The organism is Streptomyces sp. NPDC040545 (assembly GCF_055595065.1).
This window is the reverse complement of sequence record NZ_JBVIWA010000007.1, coordinates 139415-155473: the sequence shown is the minus strand read 5'-3', so window position 1 is coordinate 155473 and position 16059 is coordinate 139415. Positions and strand designations below refer to the sequence as shown.

General features: G+C 71.3%; 9 protein-coding genes. 7 read left to right on the top strand and 2 right to left on the bottom strand.

What is annotated here, in order from left to right; translation table 11 throughout:
• Positions 1–108 precede the first annotated feature (108 nt).
• On the bottom strand, positions 109–2676 hold the full coding sequence (locus ACZ573_RS16605; protein WP_471304385.1) for an ATP-binding protein: 2568 nt from the start codon (positions 2674–2676) through the stop codon (positions 109–111).
• Between the two features lie 255 nt (positions 2677–2931).
• Between ACZ573_RS16605 and ACZ573_RS16600 the strand changes: the two genes are divergently transcribed.
• The 7 genes from ACZ573_RS16600 to ACZ573_RS16570 are packed head-to-tail and all read left to right on the top strand — an operon-like array spanning position 2932 to position 15195.
• Positions 2932–5217, top strand: a complete 2286-nt coding sequence (locus ACZ573_RS16600; protein ID WP_471304383.1) for a TOMM precursor leader peptide-binding protein — start codon at positions 2932–2934, stop codon at positions 5215–5217.
• Between the two features lie 19 nt (positions 5218–5236).
• Entirely contained in the window at positions 5237–6784 is a 1548-nt protein-coding gene (locus tag ACZ573_RS16595) for a SagB family peptide dehydrogenase (protein WP_471304380.1), read from the top strand.
• Positions 6781–7593: a biotin/lipoyl-containing protein gene (locus tag ACZ573_RS16590; RefSeq protein WP_468120782.1), complete on the top strand. Its 813-nt coding sequence runs from the start codon at positions 6781–6783 to the stop codon at positions 7591–7593. Before ACZ573_RS16595 ends, ACZ573_RS16590 begins: the two co-directional genes overlap by 4 nt.
• Positions 7594–7607: 14 nt before the next feature.
• Positions 7608–9896: an NHLP family bacteriocin export ABC transporter peptidase/permease/ATPase subunit gene (locus ACZ573_RS16585; RefSeq protein ID WP_471304375.1), complete on the top strand. Its 2289-nt coding sequence runs from the start codon at positions 7608–7610 to the stop codon at positions 9894–9896.
• The gene (locus tag ACZ573_RS16580) at positions 9893–12847 is read left to right on the top strand and encodes an NHLP bacteriocin export ABC transporter permease/ATPase subunit (RefSeq protein WP_471304372.1); all 2955 of its coding nucleotides are present in this window, start codon (positions 9893–9895) and stop codon (positions 12845–12847) included. Before ACZ573_RS16585 ends, ACZ573_RS16580 begins: the two co-directional genes overlap by 4 nt.
• 12 nt (positions 12848–12859) lie before the next feature.
• Positions 12860–13186, top strand: coding sequence for a YciI family protein (locus ACZ573_RS16575; RefSeq protein WP_471304370.1), 327 nt, complete (start codon positions 12860–12862; stop codon positions 13184–13186).
• Between the two features lie 44 nt (positions 13187–13230).
• Positions 13231–15195 (top strand): carbamoyltransferase C-terminal domain-containing protein, encoded by a 1965-nt coding sequence (locus ACZ573_RS16570; RefSeq protein WP_471304368.1) that lies wholly within the window; start codon positions 13231–13233, stop codon positions 15193–15195.
• A gap of 82 nt (positions 15196–15277) precedes the next feature.
• Here the strand turns inward: ACZ573_RS16570 and ACZ573_RS16565 are convergent, their stop codons facing one another.
• Positions 15278–16057, bottom strand: coding sequence for an alpha/beta fold hydrolase (locus ACZ573_RS16565; RefSeq protein ID WP_471304366.1), 780 nt, complete (start codon positions 16055–16057; stop codon positions 15278–15280).
• Positions 16058–16059: the final 2 nt, after the last annotated feature.

Here is a 16059-nt window from a genome sequence, read left to right as displayed (position 1 = left end):
CCGGCCGGGCTAAAACGCACGGAGGGGCCAGCGACGAAGAGGGGAAAGGTCCTTGCCCCCCCCCCCCCCCCCCCCCCCCCCGCCGCTTTGTCGCATGTCCAGGAGGCCTCAACCGCGCGGTGAGAGCTTCTCGATGGCGGCGGCCAGCTCGGGGCGGCCGACGATCCCGAGTTTGCGATAGATCCGGCCCAGGTGGGTGTCGACCGTGCGCTTGCTGAGGCACAGCCGCTCGGCCACTTCGAGGTTGCTCAGGTTCATCAGGACGAGGTCGGTCACCCGGCGCTCGGCGGGGCTCAGTCGGACGGCTGCGGCTGCTGCCGAGGCTGCGCCTGCGGCTTCCGGCGACGCGCCCCCGGACGGTGTCCGATCCGGCACCCCCGCACCGGCCCTCCGGCGCGCCGTGGTGCCGAGGGAATCCGCGACGATGGTCCGCGCGGCGGCGTACTCGCCCAGGTGCTGGTAGGAGTTGGCGGCATGGGACCGCCAGGGAACGCAGGCCTGGTTGGCGATGCCCCGGGTGGCGAGCTGGTGCCCGCACTCCAGGAACAGCCGGAGCGCCTCCTGGTGGTTGCCCCGGGCGGCCGCGACGACGCCCTGTCCTTCCAGGACCACTCCCCGGATCAGAGGATGGACGTCGCCCGGGACCTCCACGCCCACCAGCGAGCCCGCCGCCTCCGCCACCTGACCGAGCCGCACCAGAGCGCGCGCCGCGCAGGCGACCGCCGCGCCGTGCAGACCGGCCGCGTTGACGGCCCGGGCGAGCGCAGCGGCCTCACGAGCGTCGCGCAGACTCTCGTCCCACTTCTCCCGGCGGTACGTCACCTCGCTCTGCACCAGCAGCGCCAGGGCCAGTTCGGCGGGGCGCCGCAGTCGTCGTGCGGATCGGACGGCCCAGGCACTCCACTGCTCCGCCTCGGCCGGCCGGCCCGTCCAGGCGAAGGCCAGTACCGCGCCCACCAGCCCGGCGTCCGCACCGGCGGGGGACGCGGCCTCGGTGCAACGCACCGCCAGCCGCGCGGCCCGCAGGGGCGACCGGCCTCCGGCAGCGGTCATCGCGGCCAGAGCCCCGAGGAAGCTCCAGCTCGCCGGGCCGTTTTCACCGGCGTGCAGTTCACGTACGGCACGTTTCATGCCGACGCGGTGACCGGCCAGCAGTGCCTGGGAGCCGAGTTGCAGCAACTGTTCGCGTGGTGCGTCCTCGACGGTGCTCAACGCGGTGGCGGTGTCGGCGAAGTGCCGGGCCGCGGTCGTGGAGGTGACGGTGAGGGCGGGGTGGGCCAGCGGCAGCAGGTCCCGGGCGCGGTCGGACGGGTCGGCGGCGGCAGCGGCCGTCGTGGCGTAGCGCACGCACGAGGCGAGGTCCCGATGCAGCTCTACGGCGCCCAGCCGGACCGTGGTCTCCCTCAGCGCCTCGGGGTCGTCGGACTCCGCGAGGGACCGGCGGAGGTAACGCGCGGCGGTGTCCCACGACCCGGCCGCGGCGGCCTCGTCGGCGGCCGTCCGCAGGATCGGCAGGGCCCAGGCGCGGTTGGCGGTACTCAGGGACATCAGGTGCCCGGCGGTCTGCGTGGCCGGGGCGCCGAGCCGGGCGAGCAGGGCGGCGGCGCGTTCGTGCAGGTCCAGGCGGTGGTCGGAGTCGATGCGGGACAGGATGGCCGTACGGACCAGCTCGTGCCGGAACTGTTCCGGCGGCCCGGGGTCGAGCAGGCCCGTTCGGCACAGCGCGGCTCGGGCCTGCGCGGCCTGGAAGTCGCCCTGGCCGGCCAGGATGGCCGCGGTCGTCAGATCGGCCCCGGGTCCGAGGATCGCGAGGCTGTTGAGCAGCTCCACCGCTGCAGGCCGGTACTGGTCGAGCCAGGTCAGCGTGGTGTCGGAGAGCGTCTGTGCGCCGATCCGCAGCACGTCGTCCAGGTTCGGTGACCCGGGGGAGACCGGCGCGGCGATCAGACGCTTCGTGAGCTCCCGCAGCACCAAGGGGTTGCCCTGGGAAAGGGTGTGGCAGGCGGCGGCGAGTTCGGCGTCGAGCGGGGCCCCGAACGCGGCGGCCATCAGTTCCGCGCTGCAGGTGTCGCACAGCGGCCCCGGCCGGACCACCCGGGTGTACGGCAGGGCGCCGAGTTCGGCGGGCAGGTTCTCGTGGACGTCGGCGGTCTCCGAGGAAACGGTGGCCAGCAATGCGACCGGGAGGCCTTCGAGGCGGCGGGCGATGTACGAGCACCACTGCAGCGAGGCTTCGTCCGCGAAATCGAGGTCGTCGATGGCTATGACCACCGGCCGGGTCGTCGCCATGGAGCGGGTGGCCTGGAACAGATTCTGCAGAAGATGATGTGCGGCGGCGCCGTTCGCGGGAACAGCTGATTGATCCAGACTGTTCGGCAAATTCACGGAGAGGGGTTCCGGGGTCGCCCCGGAACTGACGGACGCCGATATGAACGGGTCGAAGAGCTGGCGCACGACGCCGTAGGGATATTCCTGCTCGTTCTCATGACATCGGGCCCGCAGGACGATGCTCTGCTGCGGCAGCCGCGCGAGGGCCGCACGGAGCAGCTCGGACTTGCCGATGCCCCTGGGCCCCTGGATCAGCGCGAGCGCCGGACGGCCCTGAGCCGCCTCCCCGAGCACTTCCCCCAGTGCGGCCAACTCGCGTTCCCGATGCTGCAACTGCCCCGTCGGCACCGTAAATCATCCCCCGTCAGCGGCAGACAACCGCAGCCATGATCATCGCATCCGCGGACCACTGTAGTCCAGAACAGGTCCGGCCTTTCGGAAAGATACGTATGGCTTACGTATCGCAGCCCGCGATTACGTATCGACCCGCACATACCTAAGCGGCGCATCGCCTCACGCTTTTCAGCATGTACACGGGTTTCAGCCACATGATTGGATGGCGAGCGAAATATGGAACACCGGCAATAAACAGGGGGAAGCCAGATGGAGCGTCCGCGACTCAAGGCCCATTTCATAAGTGAAGTGGTCGATGGTTCGAAGGTCTTCCTGCTCGCCGAGGGAAAAGACTTCCTCGTCCAGGGAGCCGCGGCGGCCGCGGTGCTTCCGCACCTCGACGGCCACAAGACCGTTGCCGAGATCGTCGGGGCGCTCGGCGGACAGCTGGCGATCACTGAGACCTTGACCGCGCTGCGTCGGTACGAGGCGGCCGGCCACCTGGCCGAGGGCCGTCCCGAGATGTCGGACGAGGCGCTGGCCTTCTGGGACGCCCAGGGCGTCGACCCGCACCAGGTGGTGGCCGCCACCGCGGCCACCGAGCTGACCCTTGTCGCCGGATCCGGCCTGGACCACCGGCCGGTGCTCAGCGCGCTGGAGTCCAACGGTCTTCGGGTGCGAGTGGTCGGCTTCGACGAGGCGATCGGCTCGGCGGACGCCGGGGACGGCCTGGCCGTCGTCCTGGTCGACGACTACCTTGACCCGGAACTGGACCGCCTCAATACCGCATACCTGGCCGCAGGCCGCTCCTGGCTGCCGGCCAAACCCGCCGGTGTCGTGCCGTGGGTCGGTCCCTTCCTGCGTCCCGGCGAGACCGGCTGCTGGACCTGCCTGGCCCAGCGGCTCGGTGGCAACCGCCAGGTCGAGCGCTACCTTTCCGGCAAGCGTGGTGACCACACCCCCCGCCACCCCTCGCATGCGGCACTTCCCGCGAGCTCGACCCTGATCGCGGGCCTGCTCGCCGTCGAGGCCGTCCGGATCGTCGTCACCGGTACGTCCGAGTCCCTGACCGGCGTGATGCGCACCATGGACCTGGTCACTCTGGAGAGTGCCGAGCACACCCTCGTACGGCAGCCGCAGTGTGCCTCTTGCGGTGATCCGACGCTGGTCTCCGAGCGCAGCCCCAAGGTCGCCCTCACCGCCAGCCCCGCCCGGCACACCACGGACGGCGGTTACCGGATCCAGCCGCCGCAGCTGACGTACGACCGGCTGAAGCGGCACATCAGCCCCTACCTCGGCGCGATCACCAAGCTCGGCGCCCACGAGGAGACCGGCAACGGCGTCACCTACAGCTTCACCGCGGGCCACAACTTCGCGATGGTCAACGACAACATGGACCTGCTGCGCCGCAACATGCGCGGCCAGAGCGGCGGCAAGGGCCGCTCCGAGATACAGGCCAAGGTCAGCGCGATGTGCGAGGCCATCGAGCGCTACTCGGCGGTGTGGCGGGGCGGCGAGCCGGTCACCCGGGCCGCGTACGACGACCTCGACCCGGACGTCGCCGTGCACATGGACGAACTGCTGGGCTTCTCCGAGGCGCAGGTCGCCGGCCGCGAGCAGTGGAACGCCGATCCCACCCACCGGCTCCACCTGGTCCCGGACCCCTTCCGCACCGATCTGCCGATCGACTGGTCCACCGGCTGGTCCCTGACCCGCGAGACCGAGCGGATGATCCCGTCCGGCTACGCCTGGTACGGCCACCCGGACCTCGCCGAGCACTTCTACTGCGTGGGCGACTCCAATGGCGGGGCCAGCGGCAACACCCTCGAAGAGGCCATCCTCCAGGGCTTCTGCGAGGTCGTGGAACGCGACTCGGTGGCGCTGTGGTGGTACAACCGCCTGCGCGTTCCGGAGTTCGACCTGGACTCGCTGGACGACCCGTACGTGGACACCATGCGCGAGTTCTACGCGAGCATGGACCGCGACGTGTGGGTCCTGGACATCACCTCCGACCTGGGCATCCCCACCTTCGCCGCGGTCTCCGGGCGCCGCCACGACGTCGAGGACGTGATGGTCGGCTTCGGCTCGCACCCGGACGCGCGCATCGCCGCCATCCGCGCCCTGACCGAGGTCAATCAGTTCCTGCCGTACGTGGACCGTCGCGACGCCGACGGCAACACCGTCTACCGGTCGGACGACCCGGAGACCCTGGCGTGGTGCAAGAAGGTCAAGCTGGCGGACGAGCCGTGGCTGACCCCCGACCCGGACCAGAAGCCCACCACGGTGGGCGACTTCGCTCCGCTGGTGGGTCATGACCTCGCCGACCACATCAAGGACTGCGTGTCCCGGGCCGAGGCCGCCGGCATCGAGGTGATCGTGCTGGACCAGACCCGCCCCGATCTCGACCTGTGCGTGGTCAAGGTCATCGCCCCCGGCATGCGGCACTTCTGGCGGCGCCTGGGCCCAGGTCGCCTCTACGAGGTCCCGACCCGCACCGGGCGGCTGGAACAGCCCCGTACCGAGGACGAGATGAATCCCTGGAATGTCTTCTTCTAGACCCGGCCGGACGGACATCATGACGACTGGGCAGACCGACCGAGCCCACCCGCAGCACCCGGAGCACCTGGCTCACCCGGCCCACCCGGCCCGCACCGTGCACGCCGTCCTGCGGCTGCGGCGGGACGCGACGCTCGAAGAAGCCCCCGGCCAGGCCGGAGCCGCGGCCGCCGGGGCCTGGCTCCTGTCGGCCCCGGCCGGTGCCGTCGCCCTGCCGGACACCACTCCCGGACTGCTGGCGGTGCTGACCGCCCTCGCCGCCGACGACCACGCCGAGGACCAGCTCGCTCCCCTCGTCACCGCGCACGACGGGGAATTCGGGCTGCTCCGCCTCCACATGCTGCTGCACAAGCTCGACGCCGCAGGCATGACGGAGCGCGCGGTACGGCTCGACGGTGAGCCGATCGCCCGGCTGCGCCAGGTCGGCCGCGGTCGCCTCGCGCTCCCGGCCGCTCCGGCCGCCGACGCACTCGTCAAACTGTCCCGGTTCGCCACCGCGACCGCCGAGGGCGGGCTGCTGGTGGTGCGCGCGCCGGGCAGCCCGCTCGCGCTGGAGCTCTCCCCGGCCTCCGCCGGACTGCTCGCTGTCCTCGCCGACTGGAACAGCCCGACCGGGGCGGCCAAGCGGTCCGGGCTCCCGGACACGGCCGTGTCGCAGGTGCTGCGGCTGTTCGCGGCCGGTGGTCTGCTCGTCTCCGGCGGGCCGGAACACGACCCGGAGGCCGGGGAGCAGCGGCTCGCCCAGTGGTCCGCCGCCGACCTGGCCCTCCACTCCCGCACCCGGGGCCCGCGTACGGTCACCGGCTACGGCGGTACGTACCCGCTCGGGGAGCGCTTCGGCCCCGAGCCGGCGTCCCGGGAGCCTTTCCCCGGACAGCGGATCGCCCTGGCCGTCCCCGACCTGGATGCCCGCGCGAAGAGCGAGGCCTCGTTGAGCGAGGTGCTGGAGCGGCGCAGGTCGATCCGTGAGCACGACGCGGACGCGCCGATCACCCTTGAGCAGTTGGGTGAACTGCTCTACCGCAGCATGCGGTTGCGGCAGACCTTCACCGGCAGTGACGGGCAGGTGCTGGCCGACCGGCCCTACCCGTCCGGCGGCTCCGTCCACGAACTGGAGGTCTACCCGCTCATCACCCAGTGCGTCGGCGCCGAACCGGGGCTGTGGCACTACGCGCCGGACCGGCACGAGCTGGAGCTGGTGGCCGAACCCGGTCCGGCCACGGCCGCGTTGGTGGAGTCCGCACGGGGCAGCGCCCTGATGGACTCCGCTCCGCAGGTGACTCTGCTGGTCTCGGCCCGCTTCGGGCGGGTGATGTGGAAGTACGAGACCGTCGCCTACTCCCTCATCCTCAAGCACGTCGGCGTGCTCTACCAGACCTTTTACCTGGTGGGAACGGCCATGGGACTGGCGGTGTGCGGCCTCGGCGGCGGAGACGCAGACGAGTTCGCAGCCGCCTCCGGCCTGGACCGTTACTCCGAGGGCGGGGTCGGCGAGCTCGTCGTCGGCAGCCGCCCCCGGACACTGCGGCACAGCGCGGGAGTCCCACGCGGGGAGGACCAGTCATGATGTTCCGCTTCAAGGCGCTGCAACGGATGCGTGAGCCCGACGAGCTGGACTCGCCCACCCTGCTGGCGGCGCCACGCGGCTGGATCGCGTTGTTCGTCGTCATGATCACCATGACCGCCGCGGTGATCTGGGCCTTCGCCGGCCAGTTGCTGATCAGTGTGAGCGCGCCGGGCCTGCTGACCCGCCCGGGCGGCACGGCACAGGTGCAGAGTCCCTTCACGGGCATGGTGCAGCGGGTGCTCACCCAGCCCACCGCCACGGTCACCGCGGGGCAGACGGTCATCGAGGTGCAGGACCCCGCCGGTCAGATCCGCCGGATCACCAGCCCGTTCGCGGGCCACGTGGTCGGGCTGGCGGTCAGCGACGGGCAGATGATCGACGTCGGCTCCGCCGTCCTCACCGTGGAGCGCACCGACGTCTCCGGCGATCGCATGATCGCCATGGTGTTCGTGCCCGCCGACCGGGCCGCGCGGCTCCACCCGGGCAACAAGGTGGACCTGGCCGTGTCCACGGCCCCGCCGGCCGCTTTCGGCCTGCTCCGCGGGACCGTCACCTCCGTCAGCCCCTACCCGCTGACGTCGGAGGCCCTGTCCGGCCTGGTGGGCGGTGAGCTGGCGGCACGGCAGTTCGCCGCCGGCTCCGCGCCCCGGTTGGTCGTCGTGGACCTGGTACGCGACGAGAACACCCGCTCCGGCTTCGCCTGGTCCAACACCAGCGGCCCCCAGACGGCGCTGACCACCCAGGTGGGGGTGTCGGCCACGATCAATCTCGGCAAACAGACCCCGTTCAATCTGATCCTCGGACGCTGAGAGGGGACATCGCCATGACGCAGAGCACCCTGGCCAAGCCCCCGGCGAAGGACACGACCCCGCCCGCCCCCCGCGGACCCGACCGGCCGGGCGGCCGGCGCCGACGGATCCCGCTGCCCCGCATGCGGCCCTGGCGCCACAAGGTCCCGACCGTCATGCAGATGGAGTCGGTGGAGTGCGGCGCCGCCTCCTTGGCGATGATCCTCGCCCACTACGGACGCCACGTCCCGCTCGAAGAACTGCGCGGCGTGTGCGGCGTCTCCCGGGACGGCGCCAATGCCGCCACCGTACTGGCGGCGGCCCGCCAGTACGGCATGACCGCCCGGGGCTACCAGACCGAAGCGGAGAACCTGAAGGACCTCGACCGGCCGGTCATCATCTTCTGGGCCTTCCAGCACTTCCTGGTCGTCGAGGGCGTGCGCACCCAGTACGGCAAGACCGTCGTGGCCGTCAACGACCCGGCCGGCGGGCCCCGGCTGATGGCCTGGGACGAGTTCGACTCCGGCTTCACCGGCGTCGTCCTGTCCTTCGAGCCCGGCCCGGACTTCGTGCGCGGCGGTACCCGCACCAAGGTCGGCGCCGCGCTGCTGTCGCGTCGGCTGCCTTCGGGGCGGGCCCTCCCGCTCGTGCTGATGGCCAGCGCGCTGCTGGTCGTTCCGGGCATCGCCACCCCCGCCTTCACCCGGGTCTTCATCGACCGGGTCCTGGCGGGAGGCTCAGCGGGGTACCTGGTGCCCCTGCTGCTCGCCATGATGTTCACGGCGCTGTGCGTCTTCGTCCTCACCTCCGTACAGCGGCACTACCTGCTGCGCCTGGAGATACGGATGGGGCTGGTCAGTTCGGCCCGCTTCTTCCGCCATCTCCTGCGGCTTCCCGTCGACTTCTTCATGCAGCGGCGTCCCGCCGAAGTGGCCAACCGGGTGGCGGGCAACGACGTCGTGGCCGAGATCCTCTCCCGGGACCTCGCCCTCACCGTCGTCAACCTCGTGCTCGTGGTGTTCTACGCGGCCCTGCTGATCCACTTCGACGTCCTGCTCGGCGCCATCGGCGTCGGCATGGCGCTGCTGAACATCGTGGTGCTGCGCTGGGTCGCCCGGGCCCGCACGGACGCCGTGGTGGCGCTGCGCACCGACCGCGGCAACCTCACGGCGACCACGTTCACCACCCTCAGCCAGATCGAGACGGTCAAGGCCACCGGCGCCGAACCCGACGCCTTCAGCCGCTGGGCGGGCTTCCTGGCCAAGGTCATCTCCGCGAAGCAGCAACTGGGCGTGCCGACCGCCGTACTGATCGTGGTGCCCCCGATGCTCGCCTCCCTCAACAGCGGGTTGATCCTGCTGGTCGGCGGGCAGCGGGTGGTGGACGGCGCGATCAGCGTCGGCATCCTGGTCTCCTTCCAGACGTTGCTCGCCGCGCTCAGCCGCCCGGTCACCCAACTCACCAATCTCGGCGGCCGGCTCCAGGACGTCACCGCCGACATCAAGCGGCTGTACGACGTCGAGCACTATCCGGCCGACACCTCCTTCGACGTTCCCGAGGACCCCTCCCGCACCGGGAGGCTCGACGGGCACCTGGAGTTCGAGGACGTCACCTTCGGCTACAGTCCGCTGGCCGCGCCGTTCATCAAGGACCTGTCCTTCTCCGTGGTGCCCGGTCGCCGGATCGCCGTCGTCGGCAGCTCCGGCAGCGGAAAGTCGACCCTCGGCAGGCTGCTCACCGGTCTGTACGCCCCATGGTCGGGCCGCATCCTGCTCGACGGCCGTCCCCGCGAGGAAATCTCGCGCACCGTGCTCGCCGCCTCGGTCGCCTATGTGGACCAGGACATCTCCCTCTTCGAGGGCAGCGTCCGGGACAACCTCGCGCTGTGGAACAACGACGTCCCCGACGACGTCATCATCTCCGCACTGCATGACGCCGCCATCTTCGAGACGGTGATGGCCCGCCCGGGTGGTCTGCACTCCATGGTCTGGGAGGGCGGACGCAACTTCAGCGGCGGCCAGCGTCAGCGCCTGGAGCTCGCGCGCGCCCTGGCCACCCAGCCCACCCTGCTCATCCTGGACGAGGCCACCAGCGCCCTGGACCCGGAAACCGAACGGGTCATCATGGACAACCTGCGCCGCCGTGGCTGCGCCTGCCTGACCATCGCCCACCGTCTGTCCACCGTGCGGGACGCCGACGAGATCATCGTGCTCGACAAGGGGCAGATCGCCGAACGCGGCACCCACGAACACCTGCTGGCCCGCGGCGGCCACTACGCCGGTCTCATCGATTCGGTCCGCACCGCCGAAGGGGGCGACCTGTGATCACCTCTGCGTTCGCGCCGTTCTTCTCCGACGCGGCCACCCCCGCCGACCTCCACACCGACCCGTTCACCGTCCTGGACGACGTACGCCGCGTGCTGCTGGTGGAGGCCGGCGCCGTGGACCTGTTCGCGGTCCGCCTGGTGGACGGAGTGCCCACCGGGCGCTGGAACTTCCTGGCCCGTGTGGAGGCCGGAGCCCTGCTCATGGGATCACCGTCCGGGCCGCGGCACGGCATCGTCGGCCGGCCGGTGCCCGGCACCGTGCTGTCGTACCTGCCGCTCTCCCACCTCGAAGGCCTCTCGGCCCGCCGCGCCGCATGCGACACCCCGTCGGGGCTGGCGGTGCGCGCCCTGTCCACCGAGGCCTACGGGGACGCGGTACAGCAGTTCCTGGACGGCCTGGAGCAGGGCATCGTGGCCCTCGCCCAGGCGCTGCGCGACACCTTGCCGCCCCGTGAGTTCGTACCCCTGTCCACCGACGGGCCGACCGAGCTCGCCGCCGGAGCGGCCGTGCGTTCGGTGGACGGCGTCCGTTGGGTGCGGGTGGAGGAGGGCTCGGTCGAGCTGGGCGAGGGCGTCTCCGGGCGGTTCACGACCGGTATGGAGACCTGCCTCACCCAGCGCGACTGGCTGATCGCCGACTCGCCCGCCCGGCTGCGGGCCCGCTCCTCGCGGGAACTGCTCGACGAGGGAGCCCTCTGGGGTCTCCTGCTCGCCCACGCGACCCGCCTGCTCTACACCGTCGACCGTCGCATCGAGGCCCAGCGCGGCCTGGAACGCGAGGCCCTCGACGTCCGCCAGGCCCACGAGGCCGGCACCCTGGCCACCACGGCCCGCAGCTTCGAGGCAGTCCTGCACGACACCGAGGCCCGGATCCGGCTCGCGGACGTCGCCGCGGACCCGCCGACACTGGCGGCCGCCCGGCTGGTCGCCGCGCACCAGGGTTTCGCCGTCAAGGCCCCCCTGGTCGGCAGCGGTCACGGCCGCAACCTGGACGACCTCCAGTCCATCGCCCACGCCTCCGGCGTCCGCACCCGTGCCATCCGGCTGGACGGCCGGTGGTGGAGGACGGACTTCGGCCCGGTGATCGGCTACCGCAAGGTGGGCGATCAGCCGGTGGCGCTGCTCCCCATCGGCGGCCGCTACGTGATGGCCGAGGCGGGCAAGATCACCGAGGTGACCGCCAAGCTCGCCGAGGAGCTGCAGACCAAGGCCGTCATGCTCTACCAGCCGCTGCCCTCCGCGGTCCGGTCGATCAGCGGCCTGCTGCGCTTCGGTATCCGCAGCAACCGGCGCGACCTGTGGATGTTCGCCTGGACGGCGGCCCTGGCCGCCCTGGTCGGACTGCTGGTGCCCGTCATGACCGGGCAGGTCCTCGGCACCTTCGTCGCGCAGGCCCAGCGGGGCCTGATCGTCCAGGGTTCGCTGGTGGTGATCGGCTCGGCCCTGGTCGTCGCGGCGCTGTCCATCGTCCAGAACATCGCCGTGCTGCGCATCGAGAGCCGATCCACCGCCACCATGCAGGTGGGCGTCTGGACCAAGCTGCTGTCCTTGCCCACCTCCTTCTTCACCCGCTATTCCACCGGGGAACTGGGCACGACCGTGCTCGGTGTCAGCGCCGCCCAGGAAATGCTCTCGGGCATGATGACCAGCGCCACCCTGGGTTTCATCACCGGCTCCGCCAATCTCGTCCTCGTCTACTTCTACGACCTGCGGCTCGCGCTGCTGGCCACCGTGCTGGTGCTGGTCGGAGCGGTGTTCGCGCTGGTGGCCGGCCGGATCGAGGTGCGCTGGCAGCGCAAGCTGTACGCACACGAGCAGAAGCTGTCCTCGCGGGTCTTCCAACTGCTCACCGCCGTCCCCAAGCTCAGGGTCACCGCCGCCGAGGACCGGGTGTTCGGTGTCTGGGCCTCGGAACTGGCCAAGGGCCGCAGCCTGGCCGCCGCGTCCCGGCGGGTGCAGAACATCGTGACGACCTTCAACGCCGGTTTCCCGCTGGTGTGCTCGGTCATCATCTTCGCGGTGATCGGCGGTCCGCTGCAGGGCCAGGTGCCCATCGCCGCGTTCCTCTCGTTCTTCGCGGCCTTCAACCTTCTCCTGGCCTCCAGCCTGCAGTTCACCTCGGCCGCGATCACGGCGATGGGCGTCGTACCGCTTCTGGAGAAGCTGCGCCCGATCCTGGAGACGGCACCGGAGGTCGACCAGTCCAAGGCCGCCCCGGGTGACCTCTCCGGCCGGCTCGACCTCAGCCGGGTCTCCTTCCGCTACGGCGACGACGGCCCGCTCGTGCTGGACGACGTCACCCTGTCGATCGCGCCGGGCGAGTTCGTCGCCATCGTCGGGTCCTCGGGCAGCGGGAAGTCCACTGTGCTGCGGCTGCTGCTGGGCTTCGAGCAGCCCGTGTCGGGCACGGTGCTGTACGACGGGCAGGACCTGGCGGAGCTGGAGGTCTCCGCCGTCCGCCGACAGTGCGGCGTCGTGCTGCAGAACGGCTCGCTGCTCGCCGGCGACATCAAGGCCAACATCATCGGCAGCAGCAGCCACACCCTGGACGACGCCTGGGTGGCGGCATCGATGGCGGGCATCTCCGACGACATCTCGGCCATGCCCATGGGCATGAACACCGTGCTCTCCGAAGGGACCAACACCCTCTCCGGCGGACAGCGCCAGCGGCTCATGATCGCCCGCGCCCTGGTCGCCCGCCCCCGCATCGTCTTCTTCGACGAAGCCACCAGCGCCCTGGACAACCCGACCCAGCGGCTGGTCGCGGAGAGCACCCGAAAGCTCAGCGCCACCCGGATCGTCATCGCCCACCGGCTGTCGACGGTGGCCGACGCCGACAAGGTCATCGTCCTGGACCAGGGACGGATCGTGCAGCAGGGCCGCTACGAGGAACTGCTCGCCGACGAGAACGGCCTGTTCGCCCGCCTGGCCAGCCGCCAGGTGTCCTGAGGAAGGATCTTCATGGAATTCGCACTGCTCGTCTACGGCGAAGAGCGCGCATGGGACGACATGTCGCCGACCGAACGCCAGGAACGGTACGAGGCGAACCGCGCCTACGGCCGTGACCTCGCCGAGGCCGGGGTGCGGGTGCGCTACGGCGCCCGGCTGGCCCGCCCCGACGGCGCGACCGGCGAGGACCGCGCGGCACCGGGCGAACTGGAGCTCGGCGGCCTGTGGCTGATCGAGGTGGCCACCGAGGAAGAAGCACGGGAGTGGGCCCGGCGGATGCCGGTGGGCCCCGGAAACGCCGTCGGGCTGCGCCGCTGCGATCGTCCCGGCGCCTCCTGAACACCCCGATGAACCCACCGGACAGCAAGCAGAGGAGCAGTGCCGTGGCTGATCGGCATGACGTCGAGTACTTCCTTTCCGGCTACCTGACACCGCCGGGTCCCACCGCCGTGCTGTCCGCGCGCCACGACCAGAACGTCGCCCTGTGGCGACGCAGCGGCCGGGCCGTGGAGCTCGTACGCGTCTGGGAACTCGAACGCGTCAGCGGCCAGAAGCACCATCATCAGCCGCTCTACACCCCCGCCCGGGCCGAGGCGTTCCTGAACGGACTGCTCGCCACCGAGGGGCTGGACCTGTCCGACATCAGCGCCTCCTGGGGCACCCCGGGCCTGCCCGGCCACGCGGAGATCCCCGTCCCGGCGGGCGCCGAGGACTTCCCCCTCCACAGCCTCGGTCATCTCTTCAGCGGCCTGCTGATGGACAGCGCGCTGTTCAAGCGGGAGACGATCATCGCGATGGCCGTGGACGGCGGCCCCGACTTCGTCCAGGACCGGGAGACCAAGAGCGCCTGGTACGCCGGGTGCGTCTCCGTCCAGGGACGACCGGCCTTCGCCCCGGTGGAATCCCCCGGCCCCCTCTACACGGCGGCCGAGACCATCTTCGGCAAGGAGCCGGGCACCCTCATGGCCCTGGCCTCGGCCTGCCGGACCCGGATCGACCTCGACGTCGAGGCCGCCATGGCCGGCGTCGAGCTGTTCGGCGGGCGGCGGGCGCCGTGGCAGGACGCCCACCGGGTGGTCGCGTCGATCGTCTCCGAAGCCCGTCGGCAGCTGGCGGGGCGGGAGTTGGACCGGGAGTTCACCGACGAGGAGAACCTGCAGAGCGCCGTCATGGAGGTCGTCCAACGGTGCTGTGAGCTGGTCGCGGTCCGCAACATCGAACGCCTGCTGGCGATCGGCGGCGTACGGGCCGAGGACGCCTACCTCTCCACGAGCGGCGGTTTCGCGCTGAACTGCCCCGCCAACTCCCTGCTGATGGACCGTTTCGGCTTCAAGGGGTTGCTCACCCCGCCCTGCGCCAACGACTCCGGCCAGGCACTGGGACTCGGGCTGCTCGCCCTGTACGGCACCGGGGCCCTGGACAACGCCGACATCCTGATCGAATCCGCCTACTACGGCAACGAGCTGCGCGACGTGGACGCCGCGTTGGCGGAGTTCGCCCCGTGGATCGAGGAGGTCGGCGCGTTCTCACCCGAGCGGTTCGCCGAGGACCTCGACGACAGCGTGGTCGCCTGGGTGGACGGCGCCGCCGAGATCGGCCCCCGGGCCCTCGGCCATCGCAGCCTGCTCGGCGACCCCCGGTCGACGAAGGTCAAGGACCTGCTCAACGAGTACAAGCAGCGTCAGTGGTGGCGCCCGGTCGCCCCGATCGTGCCGGCCGAGTACGCCCCGGACTGGTTCGACGGCGACCGGCCGTCCCCGTACATGCTGGAGACCGTTCAGGTGCGGCCGGAGGTACGCGACGCCGTACCGGCGATCGTGCACCTGGACGGATCGGCACGCCACCAGGTCCTCACCGCGGCGGCCAACCCGCTCCTGCACCGTGCCATCGGGGCGTTCCACGCCCGGACCGGGGTGCCGATCGTGTGCAACACCTCGCTCAACGACCGCGGCGAGCCGGTCGTGGACACCGCGGCCGAGGCGCTGGTCTTCTGTATCCGCAAGGGCCTGCGGATCGCCTACCTCGGCGGCCGGCGGATCGTCCTGCGCGCCGCACCCGTCCCGGACACCGCCCCGCCCACCGCACCACGGGAGCGGAGCACCGCGTATTTCGCCGGCCAGGAGCAGGACCGGGACGCCCTGTGGCAGGGGTGGCTGGACGAGGGCTACACGGAGGAGGGCATGTTCCTTCTCTCCCGCTCGCCCGACCTGCGGGCCGAGCTGGGCTCCTCCACCGTGGAACGGGTCAACGCCCTCGGCGCGTACGAGGCCGCCGGCAGCCCGGGCCACGCGCTGATGGTGCAGCGGTTCCGTACGGCGCACGGCCCCGAAGCCTCGTCCGACCGCTGAGTAGCACCCATGCCGATGGCCCGCGGACGGGAGGTCCGCGGGCCATCGGCATGAGGGAGGACGCGCAAGCCGGGCCAGTGGCTCATCCGGCGCGGAGCAGGTGTGCCGCGAGGTCGGCCGCGACGGCCTCGGGCCGCTCCAGCAGCGGGAGATGACCGGACCGGGGCAGTGCCACGACCTGGCAGTCGGCGACGTTGGCGCGCAGCAGTTCGGCGTTGCGGACGAAGGCGGGCATGTCCTCGTCGCCGATGAACACCAGGGTCCGGGCCTGGATGCGGGCCAGGTCCGCCGGGCTGTGGCGGTGCGCGGACAGCGTCATCATGGCGCCGCTGTCCAGTTCCGCCCATGAGTGCCGGACGATCACCGAGCGCAGCGCCGCGCGGAGCTCCGGATGCCGTTCGGTGCCGCGGAAGATGTCGGGGGGCGAGGCCATCCACAGATCGGCCATCTGCTCCCCGGGGCCGGCGAGCGGCTTGAGCATCATCAGCTGCTGGTATCGCCGCCGGGCATCGGCGTCCGGGGCCGCGCCCGCCAGCGTGGGCGCGGCGGCCACCAGGGCGTGCACCAGCTCGGGTTCGTCGATGGCCAGCTGGAGTGCGACGGACGAACCGTATGAGAGCGAGACGATCCGGTGGGCCTGCTCGGCCCGGACGATTTCGGCGATCTGCCGCGCCAGGGCGGGAAGGGTCAGCCCGGCCGGAATGGGGTCGGAACCGCCGTGGCCGGGCAGGTCGACGCCGATGTGCCGCCAGCCGGGCAGGAGCTCCCAGAGCGGCTCCCAGGTGCTGGAGTCCATGGTGTAGCCGTGGATCCACAGCACGGCGGGGCCGCTGCCGGACGTGCGGACGGACAGCTGGTTCATGA